The sequence below is a fragment of the Paenibacillus sp. ATY16 genome (assembly GCF_003399985.2).
GTDB lineage: Bacteria > Bacillota > Bacilli > Paenibacillales > Paenibacillaceae > Pristimantibacillus > Pristimantibacillus glycanilyticus.
In genome coordinates this window covers 50855-66662 of sequence record NZ_NMOK02000052.1, presented here as the reverse complement: position 1 = coordinate 66662, position 15808 = coordinate 50855, and the positions used below count along the sequence as shown (strand labels likewise).

The following is a 15808-nucleotide window of genomic DNA, read 5'->3' as shown; positions in this document are numbered from 1 at the left end:
CAACTGCCGATTAACGGCAGTAACGGTCAAAAGCTTCAGTCAGATCAGCCGCGATTTCGGCAGCGGAACGATTCTCGATTTGATGGCGTTCGATGAAATGAACCAGCTCGCCGTCTTTCATCAGAGCGATCGAAGGCGAAGATGGCGGATACGGAGCAAAGTACTCGCGCGCTTTCGCCGTTGCTTCTTTATCTTGACCGGCAAACACGGTATACAGGTGATCCGGCGTAATATCGTGCTGCAGCGCTTCGGCTACGCCCGGACGGCATTGACCAGCCGCACAGCCGCAAACCGAGTTAACAACGACAAGCGTAGTTCCTTTTGCATCCGGAATCGCATCCGCAACTTCCTCAGGCGTACGAAGCTCTTTAATCCCGATCCGGGTCAGATCATCGCGCATAGGTTGAACCATATCCAGCATATATCTCTCAAATGACATAGACATTTGAAAACACTCTCCTTTGTAATAACCTAAATTTAGTTACTATTATACCGCCCGCCATGAAAATAAAGCAACCGGAGCAAATGTCACTCCGGTTGCTTTTGCGGCGCTTCCTCCGAGTCTGGAACAGGTTCCCCCGCACGGTAGGCGCTGTTTTTGTCCTGATGCATAAAGATCCCCGCTTGGGGCGCGATTCCCCGTTCGAAATAGTCCCGGTTCTCGGCGGTGAGGAACCCGATATCCTTAAAAGGATGGACCCACTGATCGCCGGCCATAACGGCCGGATCCGTATCGGTGCTCCATTCATTAAGCGGCGAATTCGGCGAATCGTAATCATGATCGCCAATCACTACGCCATGCTCATTGACGAACGGCTCGCGCGGGCCTCTACCCTCGCGGAATTCCGGAAGAAAGGAGATTTCGAACGGATCAAGCGACGGATCGTCCCCTTTGCCCTTGCCCATCGCCCGTTCCTTTAGATCGAAGGGCGGTTCGGCCCGTCCAGCTTCTTATCGTAGCCGGCTTCGCCAGGTTCGGCTGCTCCGGCTTTATTTTTGCTTGCTTGCTGGGTTTGTTCTATCGAGTTGCCTTGTTTATTTTTCGCCATCGTAGTCGTCCTCCCGTGTATAGCTGATTGTACGAACTACGATAGTATGCGCGTCCGGCACAAGCTTTATGTTTCCTCTTCCCTTAGGCCGAATGCTTGAAAAACGAAACGATAAACGTCGTTCCGACGCCCTGCTCGGATTCAACGTCGATGCGGCCGTTATGGCGCTCCGCAATGCTGACGCATAAAGGAAGACCAAGGCCCGTTCCCTGCGTCTTGGTCGAGAAGAAAGGATCGAAGATGCGCTGCTTCTGCTCGTCGGAGATACCCACGCCTTGATCCTGTATGCGAAGGATGATCTCCTCTTTTTCTTCTATGTATGCCGTATGGATGGACAAGCGGCCTTTCTCGCTCATCGCCTCCATCCCGTTGCGGGCCAGATTCAGAAGCAGCTGCTTGATCTCCTTCTCGTTCAGTTGAATGGCAGGCACAAAATCGCACAGCTCAACCTCGATCGTCTGCCCCCTCAGATTGGCATCGGCATTTAATAACGGAATCATTTCCCGGATAATATCATGCAGCGAGCCCGCTTCCATCGTAAGCGCCCGGTTCTGGGCCAAGGACAGGAAATCGCTGATGATCGTATTCGCCCGGTCAAGCTCGTCCATCACGATACCGTAATAAGCCTGCTGATTATCCGGGCTCCGTTCCCGCATTAGCTGCACAAAGCCGCGGATTACCGCCATGGGATTACGGATCTCGTGCGTAATGCTCGCCGCCATCTGCCCGATCAGGCTAAGCCGTTCCATCCTGCCAACTTCGCTGCGAAGCAGCGCCAGCTCCGTTATGTCATGCGCGGTGAGGACCGCCCCCGTTATGGAATCCGTTTGCAGGTTCCGGATACAAAAGGCGGTCTTCAGCAGCGTTCTTCCATTCTCCACCTGCGGATACTCATGAACAAGACTTTGCCCGTTTAGCGCCTCGCGCAGCAGCTTCGCATTGGAGTTCTCAAGCCCGTCATCAAAAAACTCGTAGAAATATTGGCCGACGATATGTTGTCCGCCAGCGAGCATCTGAACCCCCATCTCGTTCAGATGCGTGATTTTGCCGTATTGGTTAACCAGAACAACCGCAATCTTCGTCTGATTGATAAATTGCTCAAGCTTCTCCACTTCCTGCCGGTAGCTCTGCGACACCCGCTTCACATCGTAATGCAATTGAGCGTTTTCTTTAAATGTCTCAATCGTATACACCGAAATCCAAGAGGAAAACACCGTCATCGCTAGAGTAAGAAGTGCCAGAAGCACAAATTCAAGATCGACCGGCATCCCCGCCGTCATGACGGCAACCGTGAAGGACAAAATAACAAACGCGCACATCCCCACGATAAGCTTCATGACGATGCTGATCTTGCGCCGCCGGTCCGACCGCTGGAACGCTTTTATAATGGACGGCATAAAGACAACGTAGACAAGCATGAAGGAGAGAAACACAACCGTCTCTCCCATACTGTCGAGTGATTCAATCCTTAGTGCCGTATATACGCCGCTCAGCAGCAATAAAAAGTATGGTCCGCCGTATAAAGAACCGATTAACAAAGGCATTAGCCGAAAATTAAGTTCGCAGCCGTAATAGTCCTTCGCAAACAACATGCACAATGCCATCGCAATACAGCTGGACAGCCCTATAATAACGGGAATTCTCCGCCAATGGCGGCTAGAATTATGCCATAACTGAAAGGCAAAGGCAGGTACTAGCGTAATAAAGAATTGTAACAGCAATTCTTTCAACACGAACGATCAGTCTCCCAACGAAAACACGTCATGTTATAAAAAATACCCTGTCTTCACCTATTCACCTGATAGTCCGATTAAATCACAACTCTCATTATTTTACAATCGCCTTCCCAGCCAATTGGAAATAATATTTAACAAATGAACGGCGTAAATATCGTTATGCAATTCATGGTATCCGCCCTCGTATTTAACGAATTTGCAGCGGTCTCCGAGGCGCTCGGCAACCTCTTTGCTCGCATCGAACGAGGTCACTTTATCTCCCGTCCCGTGCACCAGCAGTACCGGAACATGCAGCTCGTTACTATGCATGATAGCCCATTCACCGGCATCCGTCATGATGTGAAAGGTCCTAATTGTGATGGCGCTATGGCATAGAGGATCCCCGAGGAACGTTACGGCTTGATCGTAACCGGGACGATACAGATCGTCGGGACTGATCCCCGTTGACAGCGACAGCTTGGGCATAATGCTTACAAGCAATCTGGCCAGAGCCTTCATAACGGCATTGGGGCCTTTCGCCAGACGCAGCCACGGACTGCTCAAAACGAGACCTTCAATAGAAGGTTTTAGGCGCAGAGCGGAATTGAGCGCTACATTGCCGCCCATGCTGTGGCCGTAAAGAAAGCAAGGAAGCTGCGGGTGCCGTTCTTTCGCCTGCTCAAGCAGCAGTCCCGTGTTACGGACCGCTGTTTCTATTGAAGAGAGATGTCCGCGCTTCCCCGCGGAACGGCCATGACCCTCCTGGTCGTGAGCCAGCACGGCATAACCATCGCTTGTCAGCCGCTCCGCAACTGCCGAATACCGTTCTCCATGCTCTCCCATGCCGTGTACAATGCAAACCGCGGCTTTTGGCTCCCGGTTATCCGGCAGCCATTCTCTTGCGTAAATTTCGATGCCGTTCGCCCCGCTGAACCGCCAATCCGTCCGCTCCATGCGTTATTCGCTCCTTTATGGGTTTAAAGTTGTCTTCATTATATTTCAATAAATAAGAAAAAGAATGTTACAATACGTAAAGAAGAAAACGTATGAGTCAGGAGCAATGTAACGATGTTTGATGTAATTATTATCGGCGGCGGACCGTCCGGTCTGATGGCTGCCGTTGCCGCCAGCGGCGCTGGCGCGTCTACCCTGCTTATCGATAAAGGGGACAAGCTTGGACGCAAGCTGGGCATTTCCGGCGGAGGCCGCTGCAACGTAACCAACGCGAATGAAATGGATGAACTGATCCGTAATATTCCCGGAAACGGGCGGTTCCTGTTCAGCGCTCTAAATCAATTCGGCAACCGGGAGATCATCGCCTTCTTTGAAGGGATGGGCATTGCCTTGAAGGAAGAGGACCGCGGACGGATGTTCCCGGTATCGGATAAAGCGAAGACGGTTGTGGATGCTCTGATCCGGAAGGTGAAGGAGCAAGGCGTCGAGATCCGAACGAATATGCCGGTGAAGGAAGTGCTGTACGAGAACGGCGCCGTTACCGGCATCAGACTCGCTTCCAACGAGATTATCCATAGCAAGTCCGTGGTTGTCGCTACCGGCGGAAAATCCGTTCCGCATACGGGTTCTACGGGCGACGGCTATCCATGGGCGAAAAAAGCCGGGCATACGATTACCGATCTATACCCGACGGAGGTGCCTCTCACCTCTGCCGAGCCGTGGATTCGCAGCAAGGAGCTGCAAGGCCTGTCGCTCCGCGACGTTACGCTGACCGTATGGAATGCCAAGAACAAAAAGCTTGTTTCCCATGAAGGAGATATGCTCTTTACGCATTTCGGTTTATCCGGACCGGCGGCGCTGCGCTGCAGCCAGTTTGTCGTTAAAGAGCTTAAGAAAGCTTCGGAAGCCGAGAGCGGCAGACAGACGGCCCTCGTTACCATCGATCTGTTTCCGGGTCGTACGGAGGCCGAAATCTTCGACGAGACGCTGAAGCTTGCCAAGCTTGATCCCAAGAAAGCTGTCAAAAACGTGCTGAAGGGCTATGTGCAGGAAAGATTGCTGGAGCTCCTTCTGCGCCAATGTGAGATTAACGGCGATGTCACGTACGACAACATTCCGAAGGAACCATGGCGCGAACTGGCCAAACGGATGAAGCAATTCCCTGTTGCGGTTAACGGAACTTTGTCAATTGAAGAGGCATTCGTTACTGGCGGCGGGGTGCACCTGAAGGAGATCGATCCAAAAACGATGCAGTCGAAGCTCGCCCAGGGGCTTTACTTCTGCGGGGAAGTGCTCGATATTCACGGCTACACGGGAGGCTACAATATTACGGCCGCATTTACTACGGGCCACAGCGCAGGAACAAGCGCGGCATCGGCTGCTTTAAGCAGCTGACGCCGCGCTTTTCCTTTTTCTCCTCTATTACGTGTGCACATCCCCGGAGAAATGACTGTACTCACCGGGATCCGGGAGAAACTCATTGGTCGTATCCGCATCGTCATCCCGGTTGTGCAGGTCTGTTGCTTCCTCTGCCCCAATCCAATCCTCGTTCACGATATGAGCCGGAATCGTAATGGCATTCAGGGAATAAGCCGTATCCGTGACAGCCTCGTTCTGAATCGCAGACTGGTCCACCAACTGGCCGCCATGAGACATGGCAATTTCCAGCGCCGAGGTCAAGTCGCTTCCGTCCACGTGAATATGCAGTCGGTTTCCCTCGTGCATTAACGGCTCGTATCCAAGCTCCTGCAGGGTATCCCGCGCAAGCGCAGCGCTAAAGGAGTCAGCGAAATCAAATAAAATAGCCGAACTCATCATCTCATCTCCTTCGATAGGCTTCCAATATATTAAGATTCCCTAACATTCCCCACTTTTATGAATGAAAGGTGTTGTCATTTCAACAAAACTTTATATAATTTAAGTTATACTCTTATACGTTAGGTTTATTTACACCATACGTCACATTAAAACGATATTCACATAATAACTCCCAGGAAGGTGACAAAACAATGGAGAACGTGTTTTATTTGCTGGCTGATCCGATGTTTATCGTCGAGCTTGAGCATAACCGATGGTATATACGTGACATTAATTATGCCTTTACCAAATTGACCGGATACAAAAAAGCGGAGCTGACCGATGCAGACCCTGACGGGCTGTTAAGAAGAGGCTTTACCTTCGGCGGACTTATGACCCAGCTTAGCGAGGATAACGAACAGTCGCTCGAACAGGAGTTAATCTCCAAATCGACCACCCCCATTCCCGTACGCTTTACCAGCCGCCGACTGCCCTCAAGCGAACAGACTTGCTTCATTATAATCTGCAAGGATTTGTCGGAGGAAAAATACATCGAAGAATACGCGATGGATAACCAGGTTCTGATGAGCGTTGGAATATCCGAGCAGTTCCGAATCACAAACGCAACCCGCTATTATTCGCCCTTCAAACCAATCAATCTGGTGAATCAGTCCGTATTTGACCATATCGCGGACGAAAGCCGCAAACCTCTCCGCCGCATCATGGAATACTCGCGTGCTCACGGCACTACCGAGCAGACCGATGTGAGGCTGTATCTCGGCGATCAGCTCCGGATGACAACGGTTATTATCAAGCCCTTCTTCCACGGAAACAAAGAGTTCAAGGGTTATGTCGTTCTGCTGACCGGCACGCTTCAGTCGGCGCGGGAAGAGGATGCCGCCTACAAGCTCCGCATGCTGATGCTGAGCAAAAACATTACGGCTACCTCATTGGCGCAATCAACCTTAATATCGCTTACGACCATCTCCAAAATCCGCAACGGCAAAATCAAAAAGCCCCAGCGTCTTACGGCCGAATTGATAGCCGGAGAACTGGGGGTAAAGCCGGAATCGATATGGAGCGGCTTTAAACGTTATTAGAAGATTGTTAGAAACGGAACTTCATAACCAATTCGTTCAAATCTTGAGCGATATCGGTCAAACCGCCTGCGGCAGATGCAATTTCTTCAGCCGAGGCGGTTTGTTTGTCCGCGCTTTGCGCGACTTCCCTGGCAATATCGTAGGTACGGCGCGCGATTTCGGTCAGTTGATCGATAGAGGCGGACACCTCCTCCGAGCTTGCGGCAAGCTGCAAGGCAGCGGTCGCAACCTCGCCGATTTTGCCGGACACTTCTCCTGCCGCGGTCGTAATTTGACGGAAGGAGCGGCCTGCCGCGTTTACTTTTTCCAGACCCTTTATCGTTTCCGCTCGGCTCGCGCTCATTTTTTGAACGGTAAGGATCATATCTTCCTTAATCATGCCTATTGCACCGGCAATATCGGAAACGGAGGCTGCCGTCTGGACTGACAGCTTGCGAACCTCTTCCGCGACAACAGCAAAACCTTTTCCCGCTTCACCCGCTCTTGACGCTTCGATTGCCGCATTAAGCGCGAGCAGATTAGTCTGCTTGGATATGGAGCCGATAAAATCGGTGATCCTGCCAATGTTGTTCATGCGGCTCTCGAGCAGCGCGACATGCTCGGATGCTGACTGAACGGTGTCATCGATGTCCGTCATCGTCCGGACAGCTTCTCCTATCGCCTCCGCCCCTTCCTTCGCCTGCAGCTCCGCATTTGCCGACAGCTTCGTCGCGATAGAACTGCTTTCCGCAATACGCTGCGTTCCACGAGCCATCTCTTCCGTTGAGCGGGAAATTTCCTCGAAGCTGTGGAGTTGCTCCTGCGAGCCCGATGCCGCTTCCCGGAACATAGCGGAAGCTTGCTCGACCGTGCCGGCATTTAGTTCGGAGGCCGCTAGCATCTCTTCCGAAGCCGCGGAGATGCTGGTTGAAGCCGTCAGCACGCTTTGCATCGTGGTCCGCAGAGAGTCAACCATCCCTTGCAGCGCTTGCACCATAACCCCTATCTCGTCTCTGCTCCTTACCTTCGGAATAGCAACCGAAAGCGAGCCCGCGGCCACTTCGGCTATAACATCCGAGGAGCGCTTGATTGGCAGGGAGATCGTCCGGCGCACGTAATAGAGCAGGGCGAGAACCAGAACAAGCGCGGCACCAAGACTTATGGCAATGGTCACTACCGCCTCGCGGTTAATCTTTTCGCTGGATTGCTCGGCAGCCTTCGCCCCTTCCTCATTAATCCGGATAAGCGTATTTATGTAAGACTGCATCGTACTGAAAGACTGCTCCGATGACATCAGGGAATCGCCGACCTGCTTCTCCTCCTCCAGATTGGAGTAACGGATGACATTCCGGTATAACGCCAGATAGGCCTTCCACTCCCCCTCCAGATTACGGGACAAATTCATGTCATCGCCCGATTTCGGAAGCGACATAAATTCCTGCAGCTTCTTTTGCAGAACAACGATCGTATATTCGCCGTCTTCCTCCAGCAGCTTGCGCTTCAGCGGATTGCCTTCCCACGCCATCTTGTATTGGATGGTCAGCATATGCTCGTTCAGATAATTGATTTCGTTAATGGCTTTTATATTAGCCAGCCACACCTGCGAGATCTCCTGCGCGTTGCTTGTCAGCTTGCCCATCCGGTTAAAGCTGAGCGCGCCGTTCGCCGCCAAAATAATAACGATTGCAAGGAAGGATAACGTCAGCCTCTGGCTTACCGAGATTTTCCACTTCCATTTGTTTGTGAATGTTTGCGGCATATAAAGCCCTCCTCTGGACTTGCTCGATTATGATGTTAGTATATCTTACATGTAAATAACAACCAACTTCATAAGCATGCAGGAAATCCATGATTTTGCCGTATTTACTCGCTTTTTGTCTGCGGCAGTTCAATTAGCGGATAAAAAGCAAAAGCTTTTAATCTTTTCCGCACAAGGTAAGATGGCTTCGCTTTCTTTAGGCGCGGAGGCCCGGCTAGTAGAAATTAAAAACAACCTTGGCTATAAGCCAAGGCTGTTAACAATAGAATAAGCTTTATGCTCCGGAAACTTCCGCAAGGGCCGAGGCCTTTCTTTTTCCGTACACCATTCTTGAGAGCAGAACGCTAATCTCGTACAAAACCACCAGAGGAACGAATACCAGCAGATGGGAAATCAGCTCCGGCGGAGATATCAAGCTGGCTACGACGACTAGCACCAGATACGCGTATCTTCTCATTTTATGAAGAGCTTTAGGCGTCAGGATTCCAATCTTGGTCAGAAACATAACGATAACCGGCAGTTCGAACGCAATCGCGAGCGGCAGCACAATATTGAACATAAACCCGAAATACTGAGCAACCCCATACGTCTCTACAAGCTCCATGCTTTTTGTTATTTTGGAAGTGAAGGAGAAGCTCATCGGGAAAACCACAAAGTAACCGAAGGCCAGCCCTGTGAAGAAGCAGATCACGCTGTACGGCACATACCGCAAAGCGGCGTTCCGCTCCCCGGGATGGAGCCCCTGCTTCACAAAGCCCCACAGCTGGTACAAAATAAACGGCAGCGATACCGCCAAGGCGATTACGAGCGCAACCGACATATACATGCGGATGCCGTCCCATGGCGAGAATACGTTCCATGTCATTTCCGAGCCAGGAGGCACGCTTTTCAAATAACGAAGCACCTTCGGCGATAGATATAGTCCCCCTCCAAGCGACAGCAGCACCACGATAAGAATCTTCCAGATCCGGCTGCGCAGCTCCGTCAAATGCCCAAGCAGCGTCATAGTCTCCTCAATCCTCTTCATTCGCTGCACAACCTTCCGGGTTTTCTCAGCTCAAAGGTATGGAAGCCGTCCCTCAGCTTGTCATTAATCTCCTTCAGGCGGTCAACATCGTCAAAGGAATACTTGCGTGCCCCGCCTTTGGTCCTCACCGGAAAAACCAACTGCTTCTCCTCGTAATATCGAATTTGTCTTTCCGTCAAACCAGTTAAGTCGCTAACGATTCCAATACTCATCACTTTGTCCTTCATCGTCACACGCCTCCCTAACGGTTATGTAATGTTTTCTAACATAAACTTCTTTGATTCGAAATATATCAGCGGTCTGTTTCTTCGTCAATGGGACCGATAGCCCTGGTATGCTTGTTCGAATTAGATGAACCCAAACGAACAAAACGAACATTCTTTGTGTTCAAATGCTGGAGTAGCCTGCGTTTTTATGAGATATGGAGTCTCTACCCGCACCTATAAATGGTTATAATTACCTAATAATCTGTTTTCGATTGATTATTTTTATCTTAGTAATAAATTTTATTTATGTAAGAGTTTCTAACAAAATGTTGGCGAAGGCTTGAAAAACCGTGCTACATTTCTTTCCGAGACGAGCAAATCGATCAAGCGAAGGAGTTGACGGGCATGGAAACAAAAGAGACGCCAAATGAACTGTCGCGCAGACAATTTCTGACGACGGTCGGCAAAATCGGCGGTGCCGCCGCCGTGTTTAGCGTAATGGGGACGATGGGGTTATTTTCGCCGGAGACGCTGAAAGCAGCGGAGTATGAGCCTCCATCCAGCTGGGATCTGAAAGGCACTAACCGATCGGGCAAAAAAGTCGTTATCCTCGGCGCTGGCGTCGCCGGCCTGACAGCAGCTTATGAGCTCGGCAAAGCCGGCTATAATTGTACGATCCTTGAAGCCCGTGCCCGTTCCGGGGGCCGTAACTGGTCCGTACGCCGCGGTACGACGGTAACTGAGCTTGGCGGACAAAAGCAGGTTGCGCGGTTTGATGACGGTATGTACCTGAATGCGGGTCCGATGCGTATCCCGCAGTTCCACGTCACGATGGATTACTGCCGCGAGTTCGGCATTGCGATGGAGCCGTTCAACAACGTCAACGAAAGTGCCTACTATTACAATGAAAACGTCGGAGCTTTGTCCGGTACCCGCGTCCGCAAGCGGGCGGCAAAGGCCGATGTAAGAGGCTACGTCAACGAGCTGCTCGCCAAATCCATCAATCAGCCTGGACTGGACCTTCCGGTTTCCGCGGAGGAAAAGGAGAAAATCGTCGCTTATCTCCGCTCCGAAGGCAATCTCGACGCCGATCTTTTCTACAAGGGATCGTCCCGCGGCGGCTATAAGGATGAGCCTGGTTCAAGGCTTGATGCCGGCGTTATCCGCGATCCGTTCGAGATGAAGGCGATCATTAATTCCGGCTTCGGCAACTTCTTCGCAAGCGAGTACAGCTATGATCAGCAAATGATGATGTTCCATCCTGTCGGCGGCATTGACGCGATTCCGAAGGCTTTTGAGAAAAGGCTTGGCAACCGGATTAAATTCCACTCCGAAGTAACCGAGTTCAAGCATGTCGGAGATAAGGTGCAGGTGACCTATACCGACCTCTTGAACGGCGAAGCCAAGCAAATCGAAGGCGATTTCCTGATCTGTACGATCCCGCTCTCCGTACTGAAGAACATCAAGCATGATTTGTCTCCGGAGATGACCAAGGCCATCAACAACACGAAATACGCGAACGCGGGTAAAATCGGTCTGCAGTTCAAACGGCGGTTCTGGGAGGAAGACGATCAAATCTACGGCGGCAATACGCTGACGAATATGGATATCTCGTCGATCTATTATCCGCCAACGAATTATTTTGCGAAGAAGGGTCTGCTGCTTGGCTACTATGCCCAAGGCGCCAACGCGGACAAGATCGGCGCGTTATCCTTCAAAGAACGCGAAGCGCATGCGCTTGAACAAGGCGGCAAAATTCACCCGCAATACTATAACGAATTTGAATCTTCGTTCTCCGTGAACTGGAAAACGATCAAATACAACGAAGGCAGCTGGGTCTCCTACTCGGAAGACGACCGCAAAACCAACTATCCGGTGCTCTGCAAGCCTGACCGCCGCGTCTATCTGGCAGGCGAGCATATCAGCTACATTACGGCCTGGATGGCAGGCGGCATTGAATCCGCGCGTTCGGTTGTTACCGACATTCACGAGCGCGTCATGAAGGAATAGACAAGGAGGAGCCTATAATGAAGATGACTGGAAAAATGAAAGTACTCGCCGGGGCGATTGTAATCTCCTGCCTCGCCGCAACGGCCAGCGTATACGCGGCGGTCACGCCCAATAAATACCCGCTCGCCCCTATTCACGAGCCTGAATTTTACGGCAATCCCTCTTCCGCGATCTCTAGCGCTGTAGCGATGCCGGCAGGCACGGCAACGTTCGAAACAAGCGGCACGGTCCCTTCCGTCGTGAACAAGGAAGGCAAAACGATCTACGATCGTTACGGCGATACCGAAAAGCAAGGCCTCAGCGTCCTTAAAAATATCGAGACCCTGCTGAAAGCGCAAGGCCTCTCCATGAAGGACGTCACGTATCTGCGCGTATACATAGCGCCTGATGCCGCAAAAGGAGGCAAATTCGACTTTGACGGATGGAATAAAGCCTATGCCAAATACTTCAATACCAAAGAGAACCCCGTCAAAACGGCGCGTTCTACCGTTGGTGTCGCAAGCCTTGTCAACTCGGATTGGCTGATCGAGATCGAAGCCGTTGCCGCTTACCCAAGCAATCATAACCAAGACTGATTTTAATTAGAGTTAAAATGCAAAATAACAATAGAATGGAGATGATCGTATGCTTCAAAACGTTGGATTCCCTGGTCTTATGATGATTCTTGTTGTCGTGTTGATCATTTTTGGCCCTTCCAAGCTGCCTGAGCTAGGCCGGGCCGTAGGCCGCACGCTTCACGAGTTCAAGTCGTCGGCGAAGGAGCTTGTCTCCGATACGAAGGAAGAAGTCGTATCCGAGAGCAAGTCCTAGCATTTAGAGAGGCCGTACCCTTCCTGCCGGGTACGGCCTCTCTTTTGTCCCAAACCAAAAAAGAACCGTTCCTCCCGGCTAACCGGAAGAAACGGTATCAACTCGCGTATATGGTGCGGTAATTAACCGCGGTAAGCAACAAGCTCTTCGTTCATGCCGCGCGTCTGCGCGTAAACCTGCTGGTAAATACGGAACAAACCTTTGTACGTCTCAACCGCTTCAGGCTGAGGTTCATACGAAGCCGCATGCTTCACGAATTGCTCCGCGCAAGCTTCCAGGCTGTCGAACCAGCCGCAGCCGTAAGCTGCGAGCATTGCCGCGCCAAGGCCCGGGCCTTGTTCATTCTCAAGCGCAACAACCGTTGCGTTAAAGATATCCGCCTGCATTTGCAGCCATACCGGATTTTGCGCGCCGCCGCCGATGGAAACCACCTTGTCGACCGTTTTGCCAACGCTGCGGAACAGATCAACGGACTCGTTAAGCGAGAACGTGATTCCTTCCATTACCGCACGGGCAAAATGAATGCGTTCATGCGAGCCGTCTACGCCGATAAAGCTTGCGCGGATAGCCGGATCGGCATGAGGCGTACGCTCGCCAACGAGGTAAGGCGTAAAGATCAATCCGCCCGCACCCGGTTTTACTTCGCCTACATCCTGCAGCATTTCGTCAAACGATTCGTTAGGAGCAAAGGTTTTCTTGAACCAGCTCAGGCTGTAGCCTGCGGCAAGCGTTACGCCCATCGCATAGAAGGAATTTTCTTTGCCGTGGTTGAAGAAATGGACCTTGCCTTGGAAGTCTTTGTCCTTGTCATTCTCGTAAGCGAGAATAACGCCCGAAGTACCGATACTCGACAATGTGAGTCCTTCGGACAGGATGCCGGCGCCAATCGCTCCGCAAGCATTGTCGGCGCCGCCGGCAAATACTTTTGTCGAAGATTGAAGCCCGGTGCGTTCCGCAATCTCAGGCAGCAAAGTGCCTACGAGACCATGGGATTCTACCAGCGGCGGGCAGAAGCTAGAAGGAAGGCCAAACGCGGCAAGCACGTCACCGCTCCATTCTTTCCCCGCTACATCAAGAAGCAAAGTGCCCGCAGCATCGGAATAATCCATATGCAGCTCGCCAGTCAGAGCATAACGAACATAGTCCTTCGGCAGCACAAACAGCTTCGCTTGCTCGAACGCTTGCGGCTCGTATTGACGAACCCACAGAATCTTCGGCAGCGTGAAGCCTTCAAGCGCCGGATTGCGGGTAATGCCAAGCAGCTTGTCGCCAAGCGTGCGCTCGATCTCGCGGCATTGCTCCGTTGTACGCGTATCGTTCCACAGGATTGCGTTGCGTACAGGCTTGTTCTCTGCGTTCAGCAGCACAAGGCCATGCATCTGTCCGGAGAAGCTGATGCCTTCAATCTGGTCGGCAGCGATGCCATTGGATGAAGCAAGTTCGTTTAAAGCTTCGATTGTAGCTTGAACCCAGTCCTCCGGCTTTTGCTCGCTCCAGCCGGAATGCTCGTGGAACAGCGGATAGCTGCGGGATGCTTCCGCAGCTACCGTTCCGTTCTTGTCAACGAGCAATGCCTTTACGGCGCTTGTGCCTAAATCTATACCTACTACATAACTCATTGACGTAATCCTCCCGTTGCCTAAGTTATTTCCCAGCTAATTAAACGCTGAAAATAACTTCGCTGAGCATCAGTCTCATGCGCTCTTGCTTGCCGGATTTGTTAACGATCGGGTTGTTTTGCAAAGCGTAAGCTTCAAGGGAAGCCAAGGTAGCTTTACCTGCAACAACGTCAGCGCCGATGCCGGATTTGAAGCTGCTGTAACGGTCTTCAACGATTTGGTCGAAGATTCTTTCTTCGATCAGCTTCGCAGCCGCTTTCAGACCCCAAGCGAAGGAATCCATACCGGCGATGTGAGCCAGGAAGAGATCCTGATCTTCGAACGAGCCACGGCGTACTTTCGCGTCGAAGTTAACGCCGCCGCGAGTCAGACCGCCGGCTTTCAGAACTTCAAACATCGTCAGTGTAGTCGAGTACAGGTCAGTTGGGAATTCGTCGGTATCCCAGCCGAGCAGCAGGTCGCCTTGGTTAGCGTCAAGGGAGCCCAGCATGCCGTTGATTGCAGCCGTACGGATTTCATGCTCGAAAGTATGGCCGGCGAGCGTTGCATGGTTTGCTTCAAGGTTCAGCTTGAAGTAGTCTTTCAGGCCGTATTTTTGCAGGAATGCAATTGTTGTTGCAGAGTCGAAGTCGTATTGGTGTTTAGTTGGCTCTTTTGGCTTAGGCTCGATCAGGAATTGAGCGTCGAAGCCGATTTCTTTCGCGTAAGCGATAGCCATATGGTACAGACGGGCAAGGTTGTCGAGCTCGAAGCCCATGTCCGTGTTCAGAAGGTTTTCGTAGCCTTCGCGGCCGCCCCAGAATACATAGTTTTCAGCGCCCAGCTCTTTACCGACTTCAAGGCCTTTTTTCAGTTGCGCGGCAGCGTATGCGTATACGTCAGCGTTGCAAGTTGTGCCAGCGCCGTGTACATAACGCGGGTTCGAGAACATGTTAACCGTATTCCACAGCAATTTCTTGCCGGTTTGTTGTTGTTGGTCTTTCAGCATAGCGACGATAACGTCGAGGTTTTTGTTCGTTTCTTGCAGCGTAGCACCTTCAGGAGCGATATCCACGTCATGGAACGCATAGAACGGCGCGCCGATTTTGTCCAGGAATTCGAAGTTAGCTTCTACGCGAGCTTTCGAACGGTCCAGGCCGTCGAATTTGTCCCAGCCGCGGACCATCGTTGCGTTACCGAACGGATCCGTACCGTTAGCGTTGAAAGTGTGCCAGTAAGCAACCGCGAAACGAAGATGCTCTTCCATTGTTTTGCCAAGAACCACTTGTTTAGGATCATAGTGTTTGAATGCAAGCGGATTGTCGGAGCCTTTGCCTTCGAATTGGATCTTGCCGATGTTAGCGAAATAAGTCATGAGATGAATATCCTCCTTTAAAATGTACGAGTATAAGTTCAATCTTCTCGTTAGCTAAATGTGTTTTGAAAACGCTCACCAATAATATAGCACGGGCAACTTAGTTTGTCTATTAAACAAACTAAGATATTTTTTAACATTTTTTCAGGAGTAATATTCCCCTTCGTTCGCTTCAATACACTGAAGTAAAAGGGAAATAAAAAACTGCCATTTCTAGTCCGGCAGCTTACCGATATAAATCAGGTCAATTGTAGGTACGCGATAAAGAGCGCATAATCTCATGGCTATGCCGCATGGAATCAAGCGGCTGTCCTTCTCGTACTCCAATAACAAGTCATTGGAAACACCTATTCGTGCAGCAACGTCACTAACCTCCAGTTGGTTCGCAAGGCGAATTTCTTTAAATGTAAAGACCACTCGAATCACACT

17 protein-coding genes are annotated in these 15808 nt (G+C 51.2%); 5 read left to right on the top strand and 12 right to left on the bottom strand.

What is annotated here, in order from left to right:
- Nucleotides 1-10: 10 nt before the first annotated feature.
- The 5 genes from CFI03_RS26110 to CFI03_RS26095 form a co-directional block, all read right to left on the bottom strand.
- Complete coding sequence (locus CFI03_RS26110) at nucleotides 11-445, bottom strand: BrxA/BrxB family bacilliredoxin (protein ID WP_127491824.1); 435 nt, start codon at nucleotides 443-445, stop codon at nucleotides 11-13.
- A gap of 83 nt (nucleotides 446-528) precedes the next feature.
- Nucleotides 529-906, bottom strand: a complete 378-nt coding sequence (locus tag CFI03_RS26105) for a DUF3905 domain-containing protein (protein ID WP_248760992.1) — start codon at nucleotides 904-906, stop codon at nucleotides 529-531.
- An 11-nt stretch (nucleotides 907-917) separates the two neighbouring features.
- Nucleotides 918-1049 carry a hypothetical protein gene (locus CFI03_RS31190; RefSeq protein WP_268960376.1) on the bottom strand — a complete coding sequence of 44 codons (132 nt, stop codon included), beginning with the start codon at nucleotides 1047-1049 and terminating at the stop codon, nucleotides 918-920.
- 83 nt (nucleotides 1050-1132) lie between these two features.
- Nucleotides 1133-2782, bottom strand: coding sequence for an ATP-binding protein (locus CFI03_RS26100; RefSeq protein ID WP_248760989.1), 1650 nt, complete (start codon nucleotides 2780-2782; stop codon nucleotides 1133-1135).
- A 99-nt stretch (nucleotides 2783-2881) separates the two neighbouring features.
- A complete protein-coding gene (locus tag CFI03_RS26095) occupies nucleotides 2882-3718 on the bottom strand; it encodes an alpha/beta hydrolase (protein WP_248760981.1) in 837 nt (278 codons plus the stop codon).
- A 114-nt stretch (nucleotides 3719-3832) separates the two neighbouring features.
- Here CFI03_RS26095 and CFI03_RS26090 point away from each other — a divergent pair, with 114 nt between their 5' ends.
- The gene (locus CFI03_RS26090; protein ID WP_248760979.1) at nucleotides 3833-5113 is read left to right on the top strand and encodes a BaiN/RdsA family NAD(P)/FAD-dependent oxidoreductase; all 1281 of its coding nucleotides are present in this window, start codon (nucleotides 3833-3835) and stop codon (nucleotides 5111-5113) included.
- A 27-nt stretch (nucleotides 5114-5140) separates the two neighbouring features.
- On the opposite strand, the gene CFI03_RS26085 is transcribed toward CFI03_RS26090, so the two are convergent.
- Nucleotides 5141-5533: a hypothetical protein gene (locus tag CFI03_RS26085; RefSeq protein ID WP_236013510.1), complete on the bottom strand. Its 393-nt coding sequence runs from the start codon at nucleotides 5531-5533 to the stop codon at nucleotides 5141-5143.
- Nucleotides 5534-5727: 194 nt separating this feature from the next.
- Here CFI03_RS26085 and CFI03_RS26080 point away from each other — a divergent pair, with 194 nt between their 5' ends.
- Nucleotides 5728-6615 carry a helix-turn-helix domain-containing protein gene (locus CFI03_RS26080; protein ID WP_248760970.1) on the top strand — a complete coding sequence of 296 codons (888 nt, stop codon included), beginning with the start codon at nucleotides 5728-5730 and terminating at the stop codon, nucleotides 6613-6615.
- A 7-nt stretch (nucleotides 6616-6622) separates the two neighbouring features.
- Here CFI03_RS26080 and CFI03_RS26075 read toward each other — a convergent pair whose 3' ends face one another.
- From CFI03_RS26075 to CFI03_RS26065, 3 genes are all read right to left on the bottom strand, one after another.
- On the bottom strand, nucleotides 6623-8353 hold the full coding sequence (locus tag CFI03_RS26075; RefSeq protein ID WP_248760967.1) for a methyl-accepting chemotaxis protein: 1731 nt from the start codon (nucleotides 8351-8353) through the stop codon (nucleotides 6623-6625).
- 274 nt (nucleotides 8354-8627) lie between these two features.
- Entirely contained in the window at nucleotides 8628-9380 is a 753-nt protein-coding gene (gene tatC / locus CFI03_RS26070) for a twin-arginine translocase subunit TatC (RefSeq protein ID WP_248760965.1), read from the bottom strand.
- Nucleotides 9377-9607 (bottom strand): MerR family transcriptional regulator, encoded by a 231-nt coding sequence (locus CFI03_RS26065; protein WP_201008170.1) that lies wholly within the window; start codon nucleotides 9605-9607, stop codon nucleotides 9377-9379. The genes tatC and CFI03_RS26065 overlap by 4 nt, the downstream gene beginning before the upstream one ends.
- Before the next feature lie 384 nt (nucleotides 9608-9991).
- Between CFI03_RS26065 and CFI03_RS26060 the strand changes: the two genes are divergently transcribed.
- The 3 genes from CFI03_RS26060 to CFI03_RS26050 are packed head-to-tail and all read left to right on the top strand — an operon-like array spanning nucleotide 9992 to nucleotide 12406.
- Complete coding sequence (locus CFI03_RS26060; protein ID WP_201008171.1) at nucleotides 9992-11596, top strand: flavin monoamine oxidase family protein; 1605 nt, start codon at nucleotides 9992-9994, stop codon at nucleotides 11594-11596.
- 17 nt (nucleotides 11597-11613) lie between these two features.
- The gene (locus CFI03_RS26055) at nucleotides 11614-12171 is read left to right on the top strand and encodes a RidA family protein (protein WP_248760954.1); all 558 of its coding nucleotides are present in this window, start codon (nucleotides 11614-11616) and stop codon (nucleotides 12169-12171) included.
- Nucleotides 12172-12220: 49 nt separating this feature from the next.
- On the top strand, nucleotides 12221-12406 hold the full coding sequence (locus CFI03_RS26050; RefSeq protein ID WP_015846706.1) for a twin-arginine translocase TatA/TatE family subunit: 186 nt from the start codon (nucleotides 12221-12223) through the stop codon (nucleotides 12404-12406).
- A 122-nt stretch (nucleotides 12407-12528) separates the two neighbouring features.
- Here the strand turns inward: CFI03_RS26050 and xylB are convergent, their stop codons facing one another.
- The 3 genes from xylB to CFI03_RS26035 form a co-directional block, all read right to left on the bottom strand.
- The gene (xylB, locus tag CFI03_RS26045) at nucleotides 12529-14025 is read right to left on the bottom strand and encodes a xylulokinase (protein ID WP_248760951.1); all 1497 of its coding nucleotides are present in this window, start codon (nucleotides 14023-14025) and stop codon (nucleotides 12529-12531) included.
- 40 nt (nucleotides 14026-14065) lie between these two features.
- On the bottom strand, nucleotides 14066-15379 hold the full coding sequence (xylA, locus tag CFI03_RS26040) for a xylose isomerase (RefSeq protein ID WP_248760948.1): 1314 nt from the start codon (nucleotides 15377-15379) through the stop codon (nucleotides 14066-14068).
- A gap of 213 nt (nucleotides 15380-15592) precedes the next feature.
- The gene (locus CFI03_RS26035; protein WP_248760946.1) at nucleotides 15593-15805 is read right to left on the bottom strand and encodes a helix-turn-helix domain-containing protein; all 213 of its coding nucleotides are present in this window, start codon (nucleotides 15803-15805) and stop codon (nucleotides 15593-15595) included.
- Nucleotides 15806-15808: the final 3 nt, after the last annotated feature.

What these genes read in the sequence shown, in the direction of transcription:
- CFI03_RS26110 (WP_127491824.1), bottom strand. Translation starts at nt 445, where the DNA reads ATGTCTATGTCATTTGAGAGATATATGCTGGATATGGTTCAACCTATG.
- CFI03_RS26105 (WP_248760992.1), bottom strand. Translation starts at nt 906, where the DNA reads ATGGGCAAGGGCAAAGGGGACGATCCGTCGCTTGATCCGTTCGAAATC.
- CFI03_RS31190 (WP_268960376.1), bottom strand. Translation starts at nt 1,049, where the DNA reads ATGGCGAAAAATAAACAAGGCAACTCGATAGAACAAACCCAGCAAGCA.
- CFI03_RS26095 (WP_248760981.1), bottom strand. Translation starts at nt 3,718, where the DNA reads ATGGAGCGGACGGATTGGCGGTTCAGCGGGGCGAACGGCATCGAAATT.
- CFI03_RS26090 (WP_248760979.1), top strand. Translation starts at nt 3,833, where the DNA reads ATGTTTGATGTAATTATTATCGGCGGCGGACCGTCCGGTCTGATGGCT.
- CFI03_RS26085 (WP_236013510.1), bottom strand. Translation starts at nt 5,533, where the DNA reads ATGAGTTCGGCTATTTTATTTGATTTCGCTGACTCCTTTAGCGCTGCG.
- CFI03_RS26080 (WP_248760970.1), top strand. Translation starts at nt 5,728, where the DNA reads ATGGAGAACGTGTTTTATTTGCTGGCTGATCCGATGTTTATCGTCGAG.
- CFI03_RS26075 (WP_248760967.1), bottom strand. Translation starts at nt 8,353, where the DNA reads ATGCCGCAAACATTCACAAACAAATGGAAGTGGAAAATCTCGGTAAGC.
- tatC (WP_248760965.1), bottom strand. Translation starts at nt 9,380, where the DNA reads ATGAAGAGGATTGAGGAGACTATGACGCTGCTTGGGCATTTGACGGAG.
- CFI03_RS26065 (WP_201008170.1), bottom strand. Translation starts at nt 9,607, where the DNA reads ATGAAGGACAAAGTGATGAGTATTGGAATCGTTAGCGACTTAACTGGT.
- CFI03_RS26060 (WP_201008171.1), top strand. Translation starts at nt 9,992, where the DNA reads ATGGAAACAAAAGAGACGCCAAATGAACTGTCGCGCAGACAATTTCTG.
- CFI03_RS26055 (WP_248760954.1), top strand. Translation starts at nt 11,614, where the DNA reads ATGAAGATGACTGGAAAAATGAAAGTACTCGCCGGGGCGATTGTAATC.
- CFI03_RS26050 (WP_015846706.1), top strand. Translation starts at nt 12,221, where the DNA reads ATGCTTCAAAACGTTGGATTCCCTGGTCTTATGATGATTCTTGTTGTC.
- xylB (WP_248760951.1), bottom strand. Translation starts at nt 14,025, where the DNA reads ATGAGTTATGTAGTAGGTATAGATTTAGGCACAAGCGCCGTAAAGGCA.
- xylA (WP_248760948.1), bottom strand. Translation starts at nt 15,379, where the DNA reads ATGACTTATTTCGCTAACATCGGCAAGATCCAATTCGAAGGCAAAGGC.